Source organism: Neomoorella carbonis (genome assembly GCF_045278715.1).
GTDB lineage: Bacteria > Bacillota > DSM-521 > Neomoorellales > Neomoorellaceae > Neomoorella > Neomoorella carbonis.
The window spans coordinates 449,810-471,517 of the sequence record NZ_CP136420.1; the positions used below are offsets into that span (position 1 = coordinate 449,810).

At 57.8% G+C, this 21,708-nt stretch carries 12 protein-coding genes; 8 read left to right on the forward strand and 4 right to left on the reverse strand.

Translation table 11 applies throughout. The annotated features are described in order from the left end of the window. Positions 1-181: 181 nt before the first annotated feature. Together MCACP_RS02320 and MCACP_RS02325 are read left to right on the forward strand one after the other, a co-directional pair. Positions 182-991: an IclR family transcriptional regulator gene (locus tag MCACP_RS02320; RefSeq protein ID WP_406677798.1), complete on the forward strand. Its 810-nt coding sequence runs from the start codon at positions 182-184 to the stop codon at positions 989-991. A 173-nt stretch (positions 992-1,164) separates the two neighbouring features. Then, positions 1,165-3,090: an FAD-dependent oxidoreductase gene (locus MCACP_RS02325; protein ID WP_406677799.1), complete on the forward strand. Its 1,926-nt coding sequence runs from the start codon at positions 1,165-1,167 to the stop codon at positions 3,088-3,090. 78 nt (positions 3,091-3,168) lie between these two features. Here the strand turns inward: MCACP_RS02325 and tnpC are convergent, their stop codons facing one another. From tnpC to tnpA, 3 genes are all read right to left on the reverse strand, one after another. After that, positions 3,169-4,743, reverse strand: a complete 1,575-nt coding sequence (tnpC, locus tag MCACP_RS02330; protein WP_406676602.1) for an IS66 family transposase — start codon at positions 4,741-4,743, stop codon at positions 3,169-3,171. Positions 4,744-4,823: 80 nt separating this feature from the next. Then, complete coding sequence (gene tnpB, locus MCACP_RS02335; RefSeq protein ID WP_406676603.1) at positions 4,824-5,180, reverse strand: IS66 family insertion sequence element accessory protein TnpB; 357 nt, start codon at positions 5,178-5,180, stop codon at positions 4,824-4,826. Continuing rightward, positions 5,174-5,500: an IS66 family insertion sequence element accessory protein TnpA gene (gene tnpA / locus MCACP_RS02340; RefSeq protein ID WP_406676604.1), complete on the reverse strand. Its 327-nt coding sequence runs from the start codon at positions 5,498-5,500 to the stop codon at positions 5,174-5,176. Before tnpA ends, tnpB begins: the two co-directional genes overlap by 7 nt. A gap of 813 nt (positions 5,501-6,313) precedes the next feature. Between tnpA and MCACP_RS02345 the strand changes: the two genes are divergently transcribed. Next, positions 6,314-7,204, forward strand: coding sequence for a carbon-nitrogen hydrolase family protein (locus MCACP_RS02345; RefSeq protein ID WP_406677800.1), 891 nt, complete (start codon positions 6,314-6,316; stop codon positions 7,202-7,204). A 172-nt stretch (positions 7,205-7,376) separates the two neighbouring features. After that, on the forward strand, positions 7,377-8,576 hold the full coding sequence (locus MCACP_RS02350) for a carbon-nitrogen hydrolase family protein (protein WP_406677801.1): 1,200 nt from the start codon (positions 7,377-7,379) through the stop codon (positions 8,574-8,576). 303 nt (positions 8,577-8,879) lie between these two features. On the opposite strand, the gene MCACP_RS02355 is transcribed toward MCACP_RS02350, so the two are convergent. After that, positions 8,880-9,029, reverse strand: coding sequence for a hypothetical protein (locus tag MCACP_RS02355; RefSeq protein ID WP_406677802.1), 150 nt, complete (start codon positions 9,027-9,029; stop codon positions 8,880-8,882). A gap of 409 nt (positions 9,030-9,438) precedes the next feature. Here MCACP_RS02355 and MCACP_RS02360 point away from each other — a divergent pair, with 409 nt between their 5' ends. From MCACP_RS02360 to addA, 4 genes are read left to right on the forward strand one after another with little or no spacing between them, the layout of a single operon-like run. Beyond that, on the forward strand, positions 9,439-10,623 hold the full coding sequence (locus tag MCACP_RS02360; protein ID WP_406677803.1) for a metallophosphoesterase: 1,185 nt from the start codon (positions 9,439-9,441) through the stop codon (positions 10,621-10,623). Next, positions 10,611-14,207 (forward strand): AAA family ATPase, encoded by a 3,597-nt coding sequence (locus tag MCACP_RS02365; protein ID WP_406677804.1) that lies wholly within the window; start codon positions 10,611-10,613, stop codon positions 14,205-14,207. The genes MCACP_RS02360 and MCACP_RS02365 overlap by 13 nt, the downstream gene beginning before the upstream one ends. Before the next feature lie 44 nt (positions 14,208-14,251). Then, the gene (addB, locus tag MCACP_RS02370; RefSeq protein WP_406677805.1) at positions 14,252-17,731 is read left to right on the forward strand and encodes a helicase-exonuclease AddAB subunit AddB; all 3,480 of its coding nucleotides are present in this window, start codon (positions 14,252-14,254) and stop codon (positions 17,729-17,731) included. Next, the gene (gene addA, locus MCACP_RS02375; protein ID WP_406678659.1) at positions 17,731-21,621 is read left to right on the forward strand and encodes a helicase-exonuclease AddAB subunit AddA; all 3,891 of its coding nucleotides are present in this window, start codon (positions 17,731-17,733) and stop codon (positions 21,619-21,621) included. The genes addB and addA overlap by 1 nt, the downstream gene beginning before the upstream one ends. The last annotated feature ends 87 nt before the right edge of the window (positions 21,622-21,708 follow it).

Here is a 21,708-nt window from a genome sequence, read left to right on the forward strand (position 1 = left end):
TGTCGAACGAAAAAATTCTGTTACTGCAGGAATACCGAATTTAAATGGAGAATATCACCTCCTAGGAAAAAGAGAACATTGTTCGTTAATATTGAAAGTGAAAGTTACAATTCTAACAAAGATAGCAGGCGATCATTATGCCCGAGATGGCTAATAATCCGTAGAATGGAGCTGGCACATAGTGAGATCACGTGGTGCTGGTGGAACGGGGCAGATTCGTTCAGTAGCCAAGGCATTAAAAATCCTTGACTTGCTGGCAACTACTCAGAAAGAAATGTCCTTGGCGGAGATAGCGCAAAAGATGGACCTACCCATGAACACACTCCACGGCTTACTGTCAACTATGGGCGATTTTGGCTATATTGAGCAGTCGGCCTTTGACGGCCGTTACCGGCTGGGGGTTCGCCTGTTTGAGATCCGCAACGCCGTGGCCAACAACTGGGACGTCCGCCGGGTGGCCGCCCCTTATATCCAGCACCTGGTAGAAGAGCTGGAAGAGACGGTGCACTTGGTTATCTTGGATAAGGGGGAGGTGTTATATATCGATAAACGGGAGAGCCGTCAATCCCTGCGTATCGTTTCCCAGGTGGGCATGCGCCTGCCGGCCCACTGTACTGGTGTCGGCAAGGTGCTCCTGGCTTATCTTCACCCCAGCGAAGTAAAGCGCATCATCGCCCTTAAGGGATTGCCTCGCTACACCAAGAATACCATTACCAACCCGCACCGGCTGGAAGCGGAACTGGAAAAGATCCGTTCCCAGGGGTATGCCATCGATAATGAAGAGATCATGGACAGTCTTCGCTGCGTGGCGGCACCCCTGCGGGAATACAATGGCAAGGTTTGCGCGGCCATCAGCGTCTCCGGCCCGGCAGCCCGGATGGACGGAGAGAGGCTGCAGCTGGTCATAGATAGTATTACTCGGACGGCAGCCGAGGTTTCGGCCGGACTGGGTTACCGACCCGTCGTGGGGAGTGATGCCAATAGGGCTTAGGTAGTTCCACTTTACCTTCCCGGTAGGGTTCACAAGAGTATTGTACCTCTTTGCGACAGTCCTTGAGGATTAACAAATGGATTTCACCCTGGGTATTATGTCTGAATTAATTTTATGTATAATGACAGGAGTCCAGCGCTAATTTTCCAGAAACCAAATGGAGGTAGGATTACATGCAGCAATTTCCTTTACTTATCAGCCCAACTAAAATAGGTAATTTGCAGCTCAAAAACAGGATGGTAATGCCACCAATGGAAACCAATTATGCCTATAGCGATGGGTCAGTGACTGACCGTCTGGTGACTTACCATGAAGAAAGGGCCCGTGGTGGCGTAGGCTTGATTATTGTCGAAGCGTCTTATGTCCACATTACGGGTAAAGGTTTTAAAAACGGATTGGGTATCTATTCCGACCGCCTGATTCCGGGGCTACGCCGTCTGGTGGAGGCCGTCCATGCCCACGGGGCCAAAATAGCCATCCAGCTCTTCCACGGTGGTCGGCAGGCCCACTCGGAATATACCGGCCAGCCCCTTTTAGCTCCTTCACCCATACCTGATCCGACTGTGGGGGAGATACCAAAAGAGTTATCCAGAGACGAAATCAATATGCTGGTAAAGGCCTTTGCTGAGGCTGCCCGGCGGGCTAAAACGGCCGGCTTTGATGCCATAGAAATCCACGGTGCCCATGGTTACCTCCTGGATGAATTTCTTTCTCCATTTTCCAACAAACGCACAGATGAATATGGCGGCTCGCTGGAAAACCGGATGCGCTTCCCACTGGAAGTTGTACGGGCGGTGCGACAGGCTGTCGGGCCGGAATTCCCCATAATCTACCGGATGAGTGCAGATGAAAAGGTTCCGGGAGGGCTTACCCTCGATGAAACTAAGGTTGTGGCCAGGAGGCTTGAACAAGAGGGAGTTAACGCTCTCCACGTCTCAGCTGGTGTTTATGCGTCAGCGCAGTGGGTTATCCAGCCTATGTATCTCCCCCGGGGTTGCCTGGTAGACCTGGCTCAGGGTATCAAGTCGGTTGTTAAGATTCCAGTTATAGCCGTCGGGCGCATTAACGATCCGGAAGTTGCTGAAGATATCCTGAAGGCAGGTAAAGCGGATTTAATCTCTTTTGGCCGGGAACTGATCACTGATCCGGAAATGCCTAAAAAGGTAATAGAAGGCAGGTTAGATGAAATCCGCCATTGTATCGCCTGTTGCCAGGCTTGCATCGATGAACTGTTCCGGGACCATGCCATTGGCTGTACAGTCAACGCCCGGGCAGGTTATGAGCGTGAATTTACCCTGGGCCGGGCATCACGGCCTCGTAAGGTCCTGGTTGTCGGCGGGGGGCCGGCCGGGATGGAAGTAGCCAGGGTAGCAGCCCTCCGTGGACACCAGGTTACCCTCTGGGAAAAGTCCGGCGACCTGGGCGGCCAACTCCTCCTCGCCTTTACACCGCCTCAGAAGGGCGAGATTGCCACTTTCAGGGATTATTTGATAGGACAACTGGCCAAACTCAAAGTAAAAGTCCAGCTTAATAAGGAAGCTACCCCGGAGGCCGTCTGCCAGGAAAAACCTGATGTAGTGGTAATAGCTACCGGCGCCCGCCCGGCTACCTTGAATGTGCCGGGGGTAGAAGCAGAAAATGTCGTGCTTTCGTGGGATGTTTTACGAGGGAAGGTCAAGGTAGGTAAAAAAGTGGCAGTGATTGGTGGCGGCCTGGTGGGCTGCGAGACGGCCGAATATCTGGCCGAAAAGGGACATGAAGTAACTATTATCGAAATGCTACCACAGGTCGCGGGTGACATCGGGCCCCTGGTAGGTGCTATGCTGATGGAACGACTGAAACAGCAGGTTAAAATAATTACTGGGGCTAAACTTAAAGCCATTAAAGGTAGGACCATCACCTTTGCCTATAATGACAGGGAAGAAGACCTGGCCGATATTGATACAGTTGTGTTGGCCATCGGATCCAGGCCTGAAGATACTCTGGCTCAGGCAATGGAAGGTTCCGGTATCGATTATTATGTAATCGGCGATGCCGTCAGTCCACGTAGAATAACCCAGGCCATCTTCGAAGCCATGCGCGTGGGGCATGAATTGTAAAATTATACCTTCTAACCCGGGATATAAGTAAGCGTAAAATAGCCCCCACCTATCACCGAGGTGGGGGCAAAAACAAGCTTAACTATGCATACGGCAAACAGGAGGCAAAGTTTCCGACCAAGGCAGGAGTTGATCCAGGGCATCTTTATCCTGGAGGTCCAGGTTGGGTAATTTTTCAAAGAGGTAAATAAGGTACTGGAAGGGATTTAACTCGTTTTCTTTTGCCGTTTCTATGATGCTATAGGTAATGGCGCTGGCTTTGGCACCCCGCGGGGTGTTGGCAAACAACCAGTTCTTGCGGCCGATGACGAAGGGCTTGATGGAACGTTCACTCCGGTTGTTATCGAGTTCCAAGCGCCCGTCTTGTAAAAAAGCGGTTAGTTTATCCCATTGGCTAAGACAATAGTAAATCGCCTGCCCAAAGGAGCTTTTGGGCAGCACCTGCGCTTTCTGTTTTTTTAGCCACGCCAAAAAGGCGTCCAGCATGGGCCGGCTGCGCACCTGGCGGATTTGATATCGTTCCTCTGGTGGAACTTCTTTCAGGTCACGCTCTATGGCAAAAAGCTGGTTGCAGTACTCCAGCCCCTCCCTGGCAGCCACGGCTGCCGAACGTTTCGCCTCCGGCAGGGCCTTGAGCGCCTCATCGAACTTGCGCCGGGCATGGGCCCAGCAGCCGACCAGGGTGACATCTGGAAGTTCATTGTAGCCGGCATAGCCGTCAACGTGCAAATAACCCTTAAAACCTGACAGGAAGCGGCGGGGGTGTTTGCCGGCCCGGGTGGTCTGGTAGTCGTAAAGGATGATGGGGGGTCCGTCCCGCCCGGTACGGTAAAGCCAAAGATATGATTTGGTGGTAGCTTCCCTCCCGGGTTCCTGCAGCACCTGTAAGGTGGTCTCGTCGGCATGGAGGATATCTCTTTTAAGCAGGTATTCATGGAGGCGGTCATAAATATGGGTTAGCCAGGTGTTGGCTCCATGGAGCACCCAGTTGGCCATTGTCTGCCGGGAAAGGTCTATCCCCAAACCTTTAAACTGCTGCTCCTGGCGGTAGAGGGGTAGGCCTGCCCCGTATTTCTGGGTCATGATGTAGGCCAGGAGGGAGGGAGATAGGGGGCTGCCGGGAAGTACAGGAGCAGGCATGGGTGCCGTGATAACGGGAGTACTTATCTCCTCCTTCTCGCAGCGGCGGCAGGAATAGACGTAGCGCACATGTTTGACCACTTTCACCTGGGCGGGGATTACTTTGAGTTCCTGCCGCACCTCGGTGCTCATTTCATGCAAAGGGCCGCCGCAACACGGGCAGACCCGCTCTTCTTCCGGCAGGCGGTGCTCTATTACTTCTACCGGCAGTTCTTCCAGGTTCATATCCCGGCGGCTGTGTTTTTTGCGGCGCTGGTAGGTGATGGTTTCCAAATCCGGCTCAGGTGCCTCCGGCCGGGCTTCCGCTTCCGCTTCGTTAAAAAGTAAAAGCTGCTCTTCTAAAGGCTTGGTCCGTTCGCTGGAAACACCGAATTGCCGCTTCTTGCTTAAACGAAACTGCTCCATAAACCAGTTTAGCTTGGCGGTTAGTTCGGCATTCTCCCGTTCCAGCTGAACACAGCGCTCTTGCAGCTCTTCTATAGTCATGGCAGCGATAGATTGAGAAGTGTTCATGCATTAATGATTCGACGAATCGCTTCGAATTCCTCTAGAATCAACCATAAACAGAAAATATTTCTTTCTGGTACTTTATATTACAAGATGGTGCGCGCTTTTACCTCGGGATGGGCTTGGGGCTGTTTTAAGGGGAGGCCGTCAAGCAGCCAGCGCAGCTCCCGACGGCTTATGGTGATGGTTGCCGAAGTGGTATCTTGAGGCCATAGGAATTTGCCCTTCTCCAGCCGGCGGTAATAAAGCCAGAAACCGTTGTGCTCCCAGTGGAGGATCTTTAGTTTATCCCTATTGCGGTTACAGAAAACGAAAAGGCAAGAAGAGAAGGGGTCCAGTTCAAACCCTTCCTTGACCAGCACCGCCAGGCCGTCAATGGACTTGCGCAGATCCGTTGCACCGCAGGCGAGATAAACCCGGTCGATGCCTGTTTCGTTTAGCATAAAGCCACCAGCGCCTTAACCACCTGAGAAAGCAAGGCGGGATCAAAGCCGGGCTTTACTTCGATGCTGACCGGTCCTACATTAACCAGTAAAGCGTGGCCCTGTTCTATAGAAGCCTGCTCGGTTATTTTTACCGGCAACCACCGGTTTGAGTTTCCCGGGGAAACCGCATCCTGGTTTTTATACTTCCGCAGCCAGTACCATAATTGCTTGGGGTTAACGTCCTCATGGGAGGAGCACCATTCTTTTACGCTCTGCCCACTCTTCTTGTATTCAGCTATCCGGGTTTCCCATAGTGCTTGCCGTTCGGCTTTGGTCATAAAAAATCCCCCTCCATTGATGTTCTTGAGGGAGATTATCCTATAAATGTTGCTTTGGTGCTAGGTGGGTTGGGTTTGACGCTTACGGATATAATCCCGGGTATTTTATTGTGCGCCCGGCATAGGTATTTACTTGGAGGTGCATGAGAGGTGCAGTGTAAAATTACAATAGGCGGAAGAGAAAAGGAGCAAAAATGAGGAAAGAGACCTCACAGGAAGATAAACGCCGTAAAAGAAGAGAGGTCTCTTATGGTAAACGGTAAGCTTTGTTGACAATCAACCTGGCGTTGAGCACAATAAAAATAACAAGAACACAAATGGTGAAGGAATAAAAGGCAAAGGCGCCTTTTGGAGAGCTGGTTCTCACCAAGAGGCGCTTTGTTGTTTAAGCTTTATTAGTTATGAAATCTATGGTCCGACGCCGGACGAAAGGCAAGGGTGCCTGGATGAAAGTACTTTACCAGGTACCCTTTCTTTATTTGCATGTATAGAAGCAACGTCCCGGGATGAATAGGCGCCGTTCACACCCGGGCGATGAGTATAGACCTGAATCCGTGATAATAACAACCGGCTGAGGCTTGTACTAACATTAAATAGTACTAGTAGTTATATTTAACATCTGCTGATACATTGAATTGGATGTAATGTTGATTATATGGACTAAAACCCCTACTTAAAGCCACTTTTATAAGGGTAACAGTAAATTACACCTCCCGTCCTAAGAGGCTTAGTCCTGCTTAAAAAAACTAACTGTAGCTAGAAGTTCTTCTTTTAGAGGGAGGCTAAACTGCCTTTTCAAAAGGAGGATGCGAAATGAGTACCGTTACTTTGGCGACTGTGTGTATGAACGTGGTGTTCGATAAGAAAAAAAATCTGGAAAAGTATTTTCGGTTTATCGACGAAGCAGCTGCAAAAAACGCAAACCTGATTGCTTTCCCAGAGCAATCGCTGCAGGGGTATTTACACAACCTTGGGCAGTTTAAGCTGGAAACTATGGAGTACCAGCATGCCAATGCGGAAGTAGTACCCGAGGGAAAGAGCACACAAGCTCTCATTGCTAAAGCCAAGGAGAAGAATATGTATATAATCTGGGGGATGACAGAGAGAGATAAGGAAAGATATGACGTTCTTTATAACGCAGCTGTCCTAGTGGGTCCCGAGGGTTTTTTAGGCGTATACAGAAAGGTACACCAGCCTCTGGATGAGAAACATATCTATTTCGATGGACACGAATGGCCCGTCTTTGACACCAAGATAGGAAAGATTGGCATGCTTATATGTTACGACAAGTCTTTTCCAGAATCTTCGCGGGAACTCGCCTTAAGAGGAGCTGAGATCCTGGTCATGCCAACCGCTTGGCCTCTCACAACTGTTGGTGCTGACTATAAAACCGATTACTGTAAGTACCTCTATGACCTCTATGATTGCGTGAGAGCAGCCGAAAACCAGTGCTTCTTCATCTCTTCAAATCACGTTGGCGTTAGCGGCGATCACGAGTTCTTTGGCCACAGCCGAATCGTTGGTCCTAACGGAAGAGTTATTGTTGAAACTGGTATGGAAGAAGGGCTCGCAGTAACAACTGTAGATGTAAAGGAACAGATTGTTAAAGCTAAGACCATCGATTTTCTTGGGCTCTGCCAGTTAAAAGACCGTAAGCCTTCTACTTACACAATGATTTCATCTCCCATCAAAGAGTCACGATGATTTTCATCCCCATCAATATCGCACTTCAAGAAAGGCGGGGGCTTCCGTGAGTTCAAGGCAATGGAGGAGGTTTGGGTTCTTAGTGAGCATCTCAACAGGATTGGGTATGGGAAAATATGTCGCAAAGTCGGGTTTAAGTTAAATTATATATTTACAAAAGGAGGAAAAAATTATGTTGGAAGTAAACACACAAAAAATTAATAAGAAAGTTATGGGCGGAAAGGAAAAAGTAAGAGTTGCAGCAATTCAGGCCTCCCAGATTGTATTCAATAAAGAGAAATCCATTCAAAAGGCTTGTCGTTTAATCAAAGAAGCAGGTGCCAACGGGGCAGAATTGGTGGCTTTTTCTGAAACCTTTATTCCGGTTTACCCTGCTTATTATACTGGAGGTTGGGAATCTCCACTTGAAGAATGGATGGCCTGGAATGTGAATTTGCAGGATCACTCAGTCGTCATTCCTAGCGAAGACACGGAAATTATCGGGCAAGCGTGCCGAGAGGCGGGTGTCTACTGTGTTATGGGTGTTAACGAACTAGATGATAAGACGGGTTCACGGACCTTATATAATACTCAAATTATGTTCGGTAAAGATGGAAAAGTACTTGGTCGACACCGGAAGTTAATGCCAACATATACAGAACGTACGTATTGGGGATGGGGTGACGGGAGCGACCTGAAAGTCTACGATACCGATATCGGGCGAATAGGTTCCCTAATATGCTGGGAACACCATACGATTTTGGTGCGTGCCGCCCAAATGTTAATGGGTGAAGAATTTCATATTTCTAATTGGCCCGGTAACTGGTCGATCGGTTCAGGAAAACCCGGAGAAAAAAGAGGGACGGTATTGGAGGGCTCTACTAATTCTTTGGGATATCCTTGTGACCTTCAATTTGCCATCAGAGAATATGCTTTTGAAGCGGGATCTTTTGTAATTAGTGTAAGCGGTTTGCTTAGAGAAGAAGACTTTGAGCCACAATTCAAAGATTTTATCACGAGCGATCATATGAATTTCAAATGGGCAGTGGGGGGAAGTGCAATTGTGAATCCGTTTGGGGAATACCTCGCTGAACCCGTATTTAACCAAGAAACAATTCTCTACGCTGACTGTTATGCTAACGATATCAAGGCAGTAAAGGCCTTTTTTGATGGATTGGGCCATTATTCCCGGCCAGATGTGACAAGGTTGCTGGTAAAGACTACGCCTAATGAAAATGTTATTCCATTGGCCGAATCAGTCGCACCGCCATCTATTACCATTCCATCTTATACTGATCTTAAGCGGATTTCCGAAACCTTTGAAGTTAGCCTGAAGAAACTTGAAACACTAGCAACAAAGGTTGAGGAATTATTAACTGCTGCTAGTAGGTAAAAAATGAGCTTTTCTTACCCTGAGACTACTCACCTATAAATAGAAAGGTAGTTGGGAACGGGACTATTAAAGCTGATAGGTTAACACAGGTTAACAGTTGAAGATTTAGATACAACCCGACTTTGCGACATATTTTCCCAAACTCAGCCTGGTGAAGTAGGCATGGGATGTCTGGCTAAAGCCGGTTATCCCATGCCTTTTTATGAACGGCTTGCAATTTCACCGCACCTGGCTCTCCAGCTGCCAGCCTGAGGGCGAATTGCCAGGGAACCTAAATTGATCCAGGCAACTCGCTCCTCATCTTCAGGCGGAGAGCATGGCCTGGGCCGGGTCAGGAGCTACGTGGCCCTCCATCTTGCCTTTCAAAAAAGCCTGCCGCTGCATTTCTTCTAGGGGTATTTCCAGGTTGTAAATCATCCGCTCCACCTTCCAGTGACTGCTTGCGTCCAGCATACGCTCGATTTTCCCCTCAAGTCTCCTAGCTTTCTGGGTTTGATGATCTTTTTAAGCCAGGTTTTGAAAAGCGAAACTCATCAGATGGGAGCCGCCTCAAAATCCCTGATACTTTCTGCAGTCAGCTGCCTCTTCCGGACGTAGCTTCCGGTCCAAAAGGAGACGCTGAAATACCCTTTTGCCGCCCAGAAGCTGCCGTTACCCCTTGTCGTAGGGGGGGTGGGTTGATTTTCATTTTTCGGTACAGGACACCCCTTCTTACGGGTAACATTATTCCAATTATATGAACAGAACGATATTTTCGCCAATAGTGTAAGGGTGTTGAAAAGCTGAAAAACGTTACACCTCCAATATATATACCCGGTAGGGACCGGCAGCAATAAGCCATTTTGCAGGAAATCCAGGTGGTATGGCGAAAGTGATCTTTAGATATGAGAAAGGTGGGGGGGTGGCGCCGTTGTTCCGCGTCCTGCACCTGGCGGACCTGCACCTGGGCTACCGGCCCGACCTGCCGGCACCGCTCCAGGAGGAAGTCTGCCGGGAGCGCAACGGGGTTTTAAAGGCGGCCGTAGACCTGGCCCTGGATCCCCGCCAGGAGATCAGCATGGTCCTCATTGCCGGGGACCTCTTTGACCACCACCGGCCGGAGGCTCTCCTGGTGGAAGAAACCATCCGGGAATTGGGCCGGCTGGAAGCTGCCGGTATCCGGGTGGTGACGGTGCCGGGAAATCATGACGAAATTACATATAACGATGCGGTTTACCGTCGCGAAGCCAGGCGCTGGCCGGGCCTCCTGGTTACTGAACCTATGCCGGCGAAAGTGGCTACCTTAAATATTAATGGCGATGCCTGTCACCTGGTGGCCATGGCCTACACGGGCGGCGTCAGCCGGGTCGACGGCCCGTTAAAGGATTTCCCCCCGGCTGAGGGGAGCGGGGTAACCCTGGCGGTTTTCCACGGCTCCCTGGACTGGGATGGGGGAGAAAGGAGCCTGCCCCTGGATGGGAAAGCCCTGGCGGCCGCCGGCTACGACTATATAGCCCTGGGCCACATCCACCGCGGGGGACAAAAGCACCTTGGCAGGAGTCAGGCCTGCTATGCGGGCATGGTGGCCGGGAGAAGTTTTGCCGACCCCGGCACCGGCTCCTGGACCATAGTCACCCTGGGAGACGGCCCGGCGCGGGTGGAGCAGGTACCGGCGCAGGTAACGCCCTGGCGGGTAGTTGAGGTGGATGTTACGGCGTTTCATGAAGCGGAGGAGTTGGAGGCGGCAATCAGGGAATCCCTTGACCCCGGTGCCCTGATGCAGGTGCGCCTGGTAGGGACGATCGCCTTTGAGCTGGATCTGGAGGGCCTGCAGGCCCGCCTGGGCCATCTCTGTTCTTACTTTGAACTGGTGAATGATACGGAAGGGTGGGCGCCGGAAGTCCTGGAGAGCCTGGCCGCCGAGCCGACCATCAGGGGCCTTTTTGTCCGTCGCCTGCAAGCAAAGCTTGCCGGCGCGGCGGGACCCGGGGAAGCGGAATTAGTGCGCCGGGCGCTTTTTCGCGGGCTCCTGGCCCTGAAGGGAGGCGGCGGGTCATGCCGGCTGTAACCTGGCGGCGGCTGAGCCTGGCAGGTTTTGGCTGCTACCGGGAGCAGGTGACTGTTACTTTCCAGGAAGGCCTCAACGTCCTGGTGGCCCCCAATGAAAAGGGCAAATCAACTCTCGTTGCCGGCCTGGAGGCCGTCCTTTTCGGGCTGCCCAACACTGTTAACCCCGAAGCCTTTGGCAGCGCCCGTTTTGCCAACCGGGAAGAGCCGGAACGGTTTGAAGGCGAGGTGGAATTCCTGGTTGACGGCCGGGTATACGCCATCAAGCGCCAGTTTAACACCAACCGGGTGACCATCAGGAGCAGGGGTGTTCACGGCTGGGAGGAAGTCTGGGGGGGGAACCACAACCCCGGCGCCCATAAGAAAATCCCCGCTTATGTCGAACACCTTACTGCTTTTCTGGGCATTACCTCCCGGGAGCTCTTTGAAGCCACCTTCTGCCTGGGCCAGCCCCTGCCGGAAGGGCGGGCTTTAAGCAGTGAGGTGCAAAAGCTTCTTTCCGGCAGCGGCGGCCACTATCAGGATGCCCTGAAAATACTGGCCGGCGACTTAAGGGCCCTGACCCGTTACTGCGGCGACCGGGGCGTGGGCAACAACGGGCGCAAGGATGCCCGGCTGGAGGAGCTGCAGGCGGAAATTGCCGCTTTGCGGGCGCAGCAGCAGGCAGCCGGCAGCACCATCGAGGAGCTGGCTGCCGTGCGTTCCCGGCTCCAGGAACTGGCGGCAGAAATTAAGAACGTCCGGGCGCAACTAAAAAAACAGCAGGACCTGCGGGCGGCCTGGGATAGGTGGCGGGCCCTGCAGTTGAGGTACAAAAGCGCCCTGCGCGAACAGCAGCAGGCCGCGGCGGTCCAGGAGAGGGCCCGGGAGCTGGAACAGAAGATCCGCCGGCACCGCGAGCAGGCAGCCCGGCTGTATCCCGAGTGGGCCGCGGCCCCGGCCGGCAGCGCCGGCCAGCTCGACCGCCTGGTGGAGCTGGAGCAGGAAATAGCCCGCTTACAGGGCGAGGCGGCGAACTGGGAGGCGCAGCTCCGGGATTTAAATGAAGAACAGGAAGCATTAACGGCCAGGCTGCAGGGTGAGCTGGCAGCAGTGGCCAATCACCCGGACATCCTGCGGGACCTGGAGGACCTCCAGGGCCTCCTCAAAGAGCAGGAGCAGCTGGCCGGGCAGGTACAGGAACTGGCTGCCCGGGCGGAAGAGGTGGCTGCTGAACTGGCCGACCTGCCTGATTTCAGCGTGCTGGGAAACAGCCCGGCTGCAGTCCTGGAGGGTTTACAGGTAGCGGCGCGCCAGCTCCTGGAGGACTGGGGCCGCTTTCAGGAGCAGCAAAACCGCTGTGAGGAACTGGAAGCGGAACTGGCCGGGGATTTAAGCTGCTTTGTCGGGCTGCCGCCGGAAAAGGAAGCCATGGTGGCCAGTTATGAGGCAACCAGGATCGCCCTGGAAAAGGAAGAAAAGGAGGCCCGGGAAGCCTGCCGGCGCCTGGAGGAACAAAAGGCGGCCTATCGGCGCCGCGAGGAAGAGTACCGGCGGGAATTCGGCGACCTGGACGCTTTAGGAGAGGAAGCCCTCCACGCCGCCACAGATAAACCCGGGCTTCTCGCCGAACTCCAGGCCCGGGAAGCGGCCAGGCAGGCGGCCCTGGCAGCCGGCCGCCGCCGGAGGCAGGTTTTAACCCTGGCCCTGGCCGCCGCCGGCCTGCTAGCGGGCCTGGCAGCCGGCCTGGCCACCGGCAGCTGGCTTCTTGCAGCGGCGGTTGCCCTGGTCCTTGGCGGCCTGGGCTGCGGCGCAGGAGCTTACCTGGGCCGTCCTGGCAGAGACATTCTGGACCTGACTGCAGAAATCACCGCCCTGCAGGAGCGGCTGGCGCAGCTGGATGCCAACTTAGGCCCCTGGGCGGGGGCTGCGGCGGCTGAACTGGGCGAGCTGCGCCGGCGCCTGCTGGAGCGGGAACGGGCGCGGGCGGAACTGGCAGCCCTGGCCGCTTCTTTGCCCGGTCCGGCTGAAGAAGAGGCGGCCCGGCAGGCTCTGGAAGCAGCCGTGAAGGCGCTTCGGGACTTCCAGGCCGCTACCGCCGCCATCAGCACCCGCTTTAACGATGTGACGGCAGCCTATCGCCGTTACCTGGCTGCCAGGGAAGAGATGGAGCGGCTGGCAGCCGAGATGGAGGCCTTTACCATAAAGGCCGTGGGAGCGCCGCCGCCGGCAGCTTTAACGGCACCCCTGGCCGGTCTTGGAACCCCGTGGCCGGGTCTGGCCCGCCTGGCGCGGCTGGCCGGGCAGGCCCCGGCCACGGCGGGCGAGCTTTTGACCTGGTTAAAGGAACTGGACCAATCCGCCTGGGAAGATTTCCTGGCCCGGGCGCGGCGGTGGGAGGAATTGACGGCCCGGGACCGGCAGGTAAAAGAAAAACGGGAGCAGCTCCTGCAGCCGGATAAAGAGGGGCGGACGGCCCTGGTACGCCTGGCGGCAAAGATCACCGGGCGGGAAAGACATATAGCCCCCTTTACGGCGGCAACCGCAGCCGGGGAAATCGCACCCCTGCTGGAAGAGGCGGCGAGGATAAAAGAGCGCCTCGCGGAACTGGGCGGCCAGCAGCAGGCTGCCGGGAGCAGAGTTAAGGATTTACGGGGGCAAATCCAGGAGCTGGAACTTGAGGCGGAAGGCTTGCGGGAAGATCTGGCCGCCCTCCTGGCACCGGCCGGTGGTGATGCCGGTAAAGCCCTGGAGCGCCGGCAGGGCTATGAACAGCTGGCCCGGGAATCGCAGGGCTGGCAGGAGCAGCTGGCCGGCCTCCTGGGCGAAGGCAGCCTGGAAGATCTGGCTGCAGCTTACCTGGATGCCGCCAACCGGACCATGGCCGTCCTGCAGGAATGGCAGGCTCTGGTCCGGGAGCACCCGGGCCTGCCCGAACCGGGAGGGGAAACAAAAGGGGAGGAACTGGAAGAACAGTACAGGGCCCTCCAGGCAGGGATAATAGAAATGGAAGGCCGGCTGCAGGGGCTGGAAGAAGAAGAACGTCAGCTCCTGCGCCGCCAGTCCCAATTGGAAGGCGGCCAGATCGCCAACATGGCCATTGTTGCCGAGACCCTCGCGGCCAGGGAAAAGGAGCTGGAGCGCCTGGAGCTGGAGGCCGGTGCCCTGGCCCTGGCCTACCGTGAGCTTGCAGCCGCGGCCCGGGATTACAGCCAGAACTACCGCCGCGAGCTGGCCCTGGCTGCCAGCCGCTATTTTAACCTCTTTACGGGCCGGCAGGAGCGCCGGGTAGAGATCACTGAAGATTTCCAGGTCGAGGTCAGGGAAGGAGGCGTAGCCGTAGCCCTGGCCCAGCTCAGCCGCGGCGCCCAGGACCAGCTTTACCTGGCCTTACGCCTGGCTATTGGCGACCTTCTGAGCGCTGATTTAACCCTGCCCTTTATCTTTGACGACTGCTTTGTTAACTGTGACGCTGAACGCCGCGAGCGCATCCGGGAGAGCCTGGCGGCCCTGGCCCTTGAGCGGCAGCTGCTTCTTTTATCCCACGACCCGGATTTTGCCCCCTGGGGAACCCCGGTGCAGATCCAAAGCCAGGGAACCTGTTAAGTGCTACTTAATGACCCGTTTGTTCATAAAAGGGAGTGTTGAACTTGTCTTTACGTCTCGTCCTGGGCCGTGCCGGGTCGGGCAAGACGCGCTTCTGCCTGGAGGAAATAAAGGCCGCCCTGGCGGAGGGGCCGGCGGGCCCGGCCCTCATTATCCTTACCCCGGAGCAGGCCACCCTGCAGATGGAATTGGATTTACATCGAGCCGTCCCCTGCCCGGGTTTCAGCCGCGCCCAGGTCTTAAGCTTTCGCCGCCTGGGCTGGCGGGTCTTCCAGGAGGCCGGCGGCGCCGCCCGGCCCCACCTGGGCGAGATGGGCAAGCGTATGGCCCTGCGGGCCATTCTTAATGCCCGCCAGGGGGATTTGACCCTTTTCGCTTCCCTGGCGGGCAGTCCCGGCTTTGTTGAGCAACTCGCCCATACCATCGCTGAATTAAAGCTCTACCGGGTTGAGCCCGGCGAGCTCAAGCGGGTAGCCGAGCATTACCGGGCGACCGGCCGGGGGGAAACCATCCTGGGCCGCAAGCTTCACGATCTGGCCCTCATTTACAGCGACCTGGAAAAATATCTCGCCGGCCGCTACCTGGATCCCGACGATTATTTGACTTTACTCGCCCGGCGGCTGCCGGAAGCAAGCTTTATTAAAGGAGCCCTGGTCTGGGTCGACGGGTTCAACGGTTTTACCCCCCAGGAAGAGGCTGTCCTCCAGGCTTTAATGGCCGCAGCCGGCCGGGTGACGGTCACCCTCTGCCTGGACCCGGCCTTAAGGCACCGGCAGCTGGGCGAGACGGAGCTCTTCCACCCCACCGGCGACACCTACCACCGCCTGCAGCGCCTGGCCCGGGCCGCCGGGGTTAATATCGAGGCCGACGTTTTGCTTACGGGTACGCCGCCCCGTTTCCGGGAGGCGCCGGCCCTGGCCCACCTGGAAGCCCATTTCGGCCGCTGGCCCCTGAAACCTTTTCAAGGTTCGCCGGGCGGCATCCGGCTGGTAGCGGCGGCCAACCCCCGCCTGGAAGTCGAGGCGGCAGCCAGGGAGATTTTGCGCCTGGCCCGCGAAGAGAACCTGCGTTTCCGGGAAATGGCCGTCCTGGTGCGCGATCTGGAGCCCTACCACGACCTCATTGTCAATACTTTCCGCGACTTTAACATCCCCTTTTTCATTGACCGCCGCCGGCCGGTAGGCCACCATCCCCTCCTGGAGCTGGTGCGGGCGGCCCTGGAAACCGTCCTGGAAAACTGGGCCTACGATCCCGTCTTCCGCTATCTTAAAAGCGATCTGGTACCCGTCTCCCGTGAAGAAGTCGACCTGCTGGAAAATTATGTCCTGGCCCACGGCATCCGCGGCCGCCAGTGGCTGGAGGAGCGTCCCTGGCAGTTTAAAAGCCGCCGCGACCTGGAACCCCCAGGCGCGGATGAAAGGGAAGAGGCCGTGGCGGCAGCCGTCAATAGCGCCCGGGACCGGGCCACCCGGCATTTGCGGCGCTTTTACCGGGCCGTCCAGGGCCGGACGCTAACGGCGCGGGAGATCACGGCCGCTCTTTTTAGCCTGCTGCAGGAGCTCCAGGTGCCCCGGCAGCTGGAAGCATGGCACCGGCAGTCCCTGGCCGCCGGGGACCTCGATGCCGCCCAGGAACACGAGCAGGTCTGGGACGGCCTCATGGACCTGCTGGATGAGCTAATCACGGCCCTGGGGGATGCTGCCATGGAGCTGGCGGAGTATGCCGCCATCCTGGAGGCCGGCATGGAAAGCTTGAAACTCCGGCTCATTCCCCCGGCCCTGGACCAGGTGGTGGTGGGTACATTGGACCGTTCCCGCCAGCCGGAACTTCAGGCGGCCCTGGTCCTGGGTGTGGGGGAAGGGATGCTGCCGGCGCGACTGCCGGAAGACGCCACCTTCAGCGACCGGGAAAGGGAGGAGCTGCAGGCGGCCGGGGTAGAGCTGGCCCCGGCCGGCTCGTTAAGGCTTTTCCATGAAGAGTTCCTGGCTTACCTGGCCCTGACCCGCTCACGGCGTTTTCTCTGGTTGAGCTACCCCCTGGCCGACGCCGGGGGCCGGGCCCTGGCCCCGTCACCCCTGGTTCGCCGGCTGCGCCAGCTGTTGCCGGGTTTAGAAGAAGAAAACATTGGCCCGGATTTACCGGGCGGTGAAGCCGACCTGGTCTATCTCACCACGCCGCGCCAGGCGGCCGGCCACCTGGCCCGTATTTTAAGCCGGAGACGCCCCCTGCCCGCCCTCTGGCAGGAGGTTTACCGCTGGCTGGAGCAGGACCGGGAAAGGGAAAGGTGGCTCGCCCTCCTGGGGGGCGTCAATTACTATAACCAGGTCGAGCCCCTGGAGCCCGGGCTTGTCGAGCAGCTTTTCCCCGGGCCTTTAAGGAGCAGCATCTCGCGCCTGGAGACCTATGCCGCCTGCCCCTTCCGCTACTTCCTGGCCTACGGCCTCAAACTCCAGGAAAGGCAGATGTACCGGGTGGACCCGGCCGGAATGGGCCAGTTTTACCATGCGGCCTTAAAACTCTTTGTGGAAGAATTAGCGGGCAGCGGCCGCGACTGGGGCGAGGTGAGCGACGAGGAGGCGGCGACTATCCTCAGCCGGGTGATAGAGGAACTGGCCCCGGCCCTCCAGCATGAGATTTTAAGCAGCAGCGCCCGCTACAACTACCTCCGCAAAAAGCTCGAGCAGACCCTGAAGCGGGTCCTGGAGGTCCTGAACGAGCACGCCAGGCGAGGAGAATTCCGGCCCCTGGCGGTGGAGGCCTATTTTGGCATGCGGGGAGACCTGCCGCCCCTGGTGCTGGAGGCCGTACCCGGCAGGCAGGTCATCCTGGAAGGCAGGGTGGACCGCATCGACGTCGCCCGCTACCAGGACCGGGCCTACGTGCGGGTCATCGACTACAAGAGCAGCCAGACCGGCCTGGAACTGGACAGGGTCTACCACGGTCTTTCCCTGCAGCTGCCCCTGTACCTGCAGGCGGCCCTGGCAGCGGCACCGGCGCTTCTGGGTGAAGCCGCCGAACCGGCCGGCATCCTCTATTTTGCCGTCAGAAACCCCATTTTAAGGCAGCGGGCGCCGGTCCGGGAGACTGCCGAGGTGGCAAGGCTCCGCCGCCAGGCCCTGAAAATGCGCGGCCTGCTCCTGGCAGAGCCGGAGATTATCAGGCTCATGGATAAAGCAGTTGACCTGACCCCGGACCTCCTGCCCGTGCGGCTGAACAAAGACGGGAGCCTGCGGCGGGGCGCGCCGGCAGCCACCCGGGAGCAAATAACGCTGCTCCTGGCCCTGGCCCTGGCCAGGGCCGCAAGTCTGGCCGGGGACATCCTTTCCGGCCGGATAGAGATCAGCCCCTATCGCCAGGATAAGGCCACGGGCTGTGATTTCTGTCCCTACCGGCCGGTATGCTGCTTTGACCTCCAGATACCAGGAGGTACCTACCGCCGCCTGGCGCGCTTGAAAGGCGAAGACTTCTGGAAGGCAGCCCTGAGTTTCTTGACGGGGGACGGAGGGGAAGGTGAACTGAAGTGATGGGTGAATATCAGAAGCGTTCCTGGACGGAGGAACAGCTGGCCGCCATCCAGGCGCGGCAGGCCAACCTTCTGGTGGCTGCCGCTGCCGGTGCCGGCAAGACGGCCGTCCTGGTGGAACGGATTATCCAGCGCCTGACGGATCCGGCAGCGCCGATTAGTCTGGAAAACATGCTGGTGGTCACCTTTACCGAGGCCGCTGCTGCCGAGATGCGCCAGCGGATAGGGGCCGCCCTGGAAGCGGCCGCCGCCCGGCAGCCGGAAAATGAATTCTTAAGGCGCCAGCTCCTGCTGTTGAACCGCGCTCACATCAGCACCATCCACTCCTTCTGCCTCTGGGTCGTCCGGACCTATTTTTACCGCCTGGACCTCGACCCGGGCTTTAAGGTCATGGACCCGGCCGAAGCCGACCTCCTGCAGCTGGAGGTTATGGACCAGGTGCTGGAAGAGTGCTTTGCCGCCGAACCCGAGGGAGGCCCCATAACCGACCTGGCCGACAGCCTGGGTGGTCGCGGTGATGCCAACCTGGTGGACCTGGTGCTGAAGGTCTGGCATTTTACCCGGAGCCTCCCCTGGCCGGAAGCCTGGCTGGCGGAGGCGGCGGCAGTTTACCGCGTACCTGAAGGTACCCCCCTGGAGGCGCTGCCCTGGTACCGGGAGATTAAAGAAGTAATTGCCCTGCGGTTGCAGGAAGCGGCCTATTACCTGCGCCAGGCCTCCAGGCTGGCAGCCAGTCCCGGCGGCCCGGCCGTCTACCTGGACAACCTGGAAAGGGAGGAAGCTCAGGTAAGGGGCCTCCTGGATGAAATGGGCGGTCTTACCTGGGAGCAGCTGTACCAGAGGATTTCGTCCGTTACTTTCGGCAGGCTGAAAGCCGTCCGGGGCAGCAGCGTGGATGAAAGGCTGAAGGAAAAGGCCGTCCAGTACCGGGACCAGGCGAAAAAGCTGCTGCAAGAACTGCAGGAAGAATTCTGCCGCGATGAAGCTGCCATCAGGGCCGAACTGGAGCGGGCCGGGGAACTGGTTGCAGCCCTGGTGGAGGTGGTCCGCCGCTTTGACACGGCCTTCACAAAACTGAAACGCCGCCGTGGCCTGGTGGACTTCGGCGACCTGGAGCACCTGTGCCTGCAAGTCCTCCTGGACGAAAAGGCCGCCCCCGGCGAGCTGCGTCCCTCGGCCGTAGCCACGGAACTGCGCCGGCGCTTTGAGGAGGTGCTGGTAGACGAATACCAGGACATCAACAGCATCCAGGACGCCATCCTGACCCTGGTTTCCCGGCAGGAAGCAGCCTGTTCCTGTGTCGGGCCGGGAGGGGCTTCCGGCCAGGCAGGGAACCAGCCGGCTGCCAAACCCAACCTTTTTATGGTCGGTGACGTCAAGCAGAGCATCTACCGTTTCCGCCTGGCCAACCCGGAGCTGTTCCTGGCCAAATACAGCCAGTACCCGGAAAGGGAAGGAGCGTTAAACCGCCGCATTATCCTCAAAGCCAATTTCCGCAGCCGCCAGGGGATAGTGGACGGCGTTAACTTCATTTTCCGTCAGGTCTTTTCCCGCCTGGTGGGAGAACTGGAGTACGACGCCGCCGCGGCCCTGGTGGGCCGGGCCGGCTATCCGGAGCACCCGGCGGCGGCAACGCCGGCTATAGAAGTTTATCTCCAGGAGAGACAGCTGGCAGGAGAGGCTGGGGCAGATCATGGAGAGGATACGGCTGGTGCCGGGGAAAGGGCGATGGAACCGGCAGGCGCGGCGGCCGGGGAAATAGACCTGGAAGAATTAACGGCCCTGGAGCGGGAGGCGTGGCTCGTAGCCCGGCGCATCCGGCAGCTGGTTCACGGGACCCCGGAACGGCCCGGGCCGGAGTTCCAGGTCTGGGACCCGGAAAGCAAAACCTACCGGGATCTAAGCTACCGGGACATAGTCATCCTGCTGCGGGCCACCAAGGACCGGGCGCCGGTATTCCTGGAAGCCCTGCAGCAGTGGGGAATCCCTTCCTATGCCGACCTGGGCAGCGGTTACTTTGCCGCCACGGAAGTTGAAACTATCCTCTCCCTCCTGCGGGTGATCGACAACCCCCACCAGGATATCCCCCTGGCAGCCGTGCTGCGCTCCCCCCTGGTGGGGCTGACGGCTGCGGAACTGGCCCGTATCCGCCTGGCGGCCCCGGGGGAAGATTTTTTCACCGCCGTGATGAAGGCCGCCGGGGCTGGGGAGGATGGTTCCAGCCCGGGAACCGGGCAACAGGACCTTGCCGCCCGCCTGCGGGAGTTTTTAGCCCGCCTGGAGAGGTGGCGGACCATGGCCCGCCGCCAGCCCCTGGGGGACGTTATCTGGCAGCTGTACCGGGAAACGGGGTACCTGGAGTTTGCCGGCGGCCTGCCGGGAGGCGCCCAGCGCCAGGCCAATTTACGCGCCCTCCTGGACCGGGCGCGCCAATTCGAGGGCTTTGCCCGCCACGGCCTCTTTCGCTTTTTACGCTTTATCGAACGGCTGCGGGAGAATGAAGGCGACCTGGGTACGGCCCGCCCCCTGGGAGAAAATGAAGACGTCGTCCGGGTCATGAGCATTCATAAAGCCAAGGGGCTGGAATTCCCTGTGGTAATCGTGGCCGACCTGGGCAAAGGCTTTAACTTCCAGGAACTCACCGGCGATGTCCTCCTCCACGGCAGGCTGGGCCTCCTGCCCCTGTACTTTGATGCTGCTGCCGGCATCAAGTACCCCACCCTGCCCTACCTGGCGGCAGCCCACCGGCTGCACCTGGAAGCTTTAAGCGAAGAGGTCCGCATTCTCTACGTCGCCATGACCAGGGCGCGGGAAAAACTCATCCTGGTGGGCTCGGCCAGAAATTTGCCCAAACAGGCAGAAAACTGGTGCGCCGGCCTGTTTGTTGGTGGAGAGCAACTTCCCCCCATGCTCACGGCCCGGGCGCGAAGCCCCCTGGACTGGCTGGCAGCCGCCCTGGCCCGTCATGCCCACGGCGCGCCCCTGCGGCAGCTGGCGGGGATAGATGAAGGCTGTCTCCTGGATGACCCGTCTTGCTGGCAGGTAGAAGTGGTAAAGGCATCGGCACTGTCTGCCGTTACGGGCGAGGTGCCCCGGGAACCTGCCGCCGTTCCAGGATACAGCCCGGTAAATTGTCGCGGAATGGAAGAGCAAGCACCCGGGGGAGAGGCTGACCACGCTCGGCTGCGGCAGGAGGTAGACCGGCGCCTTTCCTGGGTATATCCGCGGCAGCCCCTGACGGCGTTGCCGGTTAAACTGGCCGTCACCGACCTGAAGCGGCGCTTTGATGTCTTTAATGAGGGCGATACCCCCGTACGCCCCGGGGGCGACGGTTTTACCCGCCGGCCCCTTTTCCTCCAGGCCAGCCAGGGCCTGACAGCCGCCGAGCGCGGCACCGCCACCCACCTGGTCCTGCAGCACGTGGACTTAAGCAAACCGGTGACGGGGGAAAGCCTGGCCGGGCTGCTGCAGGAAATGGTAGGGCGGGAGATCCTGACGCCGGAGCAGGCGGCCGCCGTCGATACCAGCGCCATTGTCACTTTCTTTACCGGTCCCCTGGGCCGGCGCCTCCTGGCCCGGCCGGAGAAGGTAAAGCGGGAACTGCCCTTTTCCCTGGCCGTGCCCGCCGCCGGACTCTACCCCGGCCTGCCGGCGGAAGCGGCTGCAGGCGAAATCATCCTGGTCCAGGGCATTATCGACTGCCTGGTAGACGAGGAAGACGGCTTTTTGCTCCTGGACTTCAAGACGGGCCGAATCCCCCCCGACCCCCTGGCCGCCTACTGGGAGCAGGTGCAATTGTACGCCCGGGCAGTATCAGTTATCTTTAAACGTGATGTCAAGGAAGCCCACCTCTATTTCCTTGATGGAGGTGTAGAATTTAAGGTATTATAAACTCATACCGGCTTATTCCAATTTATCAAAGCCCCTGAGTATCAATATTTGCCTCCAGCCTCTGGATGGCTGATGGGAGGAGGGGAT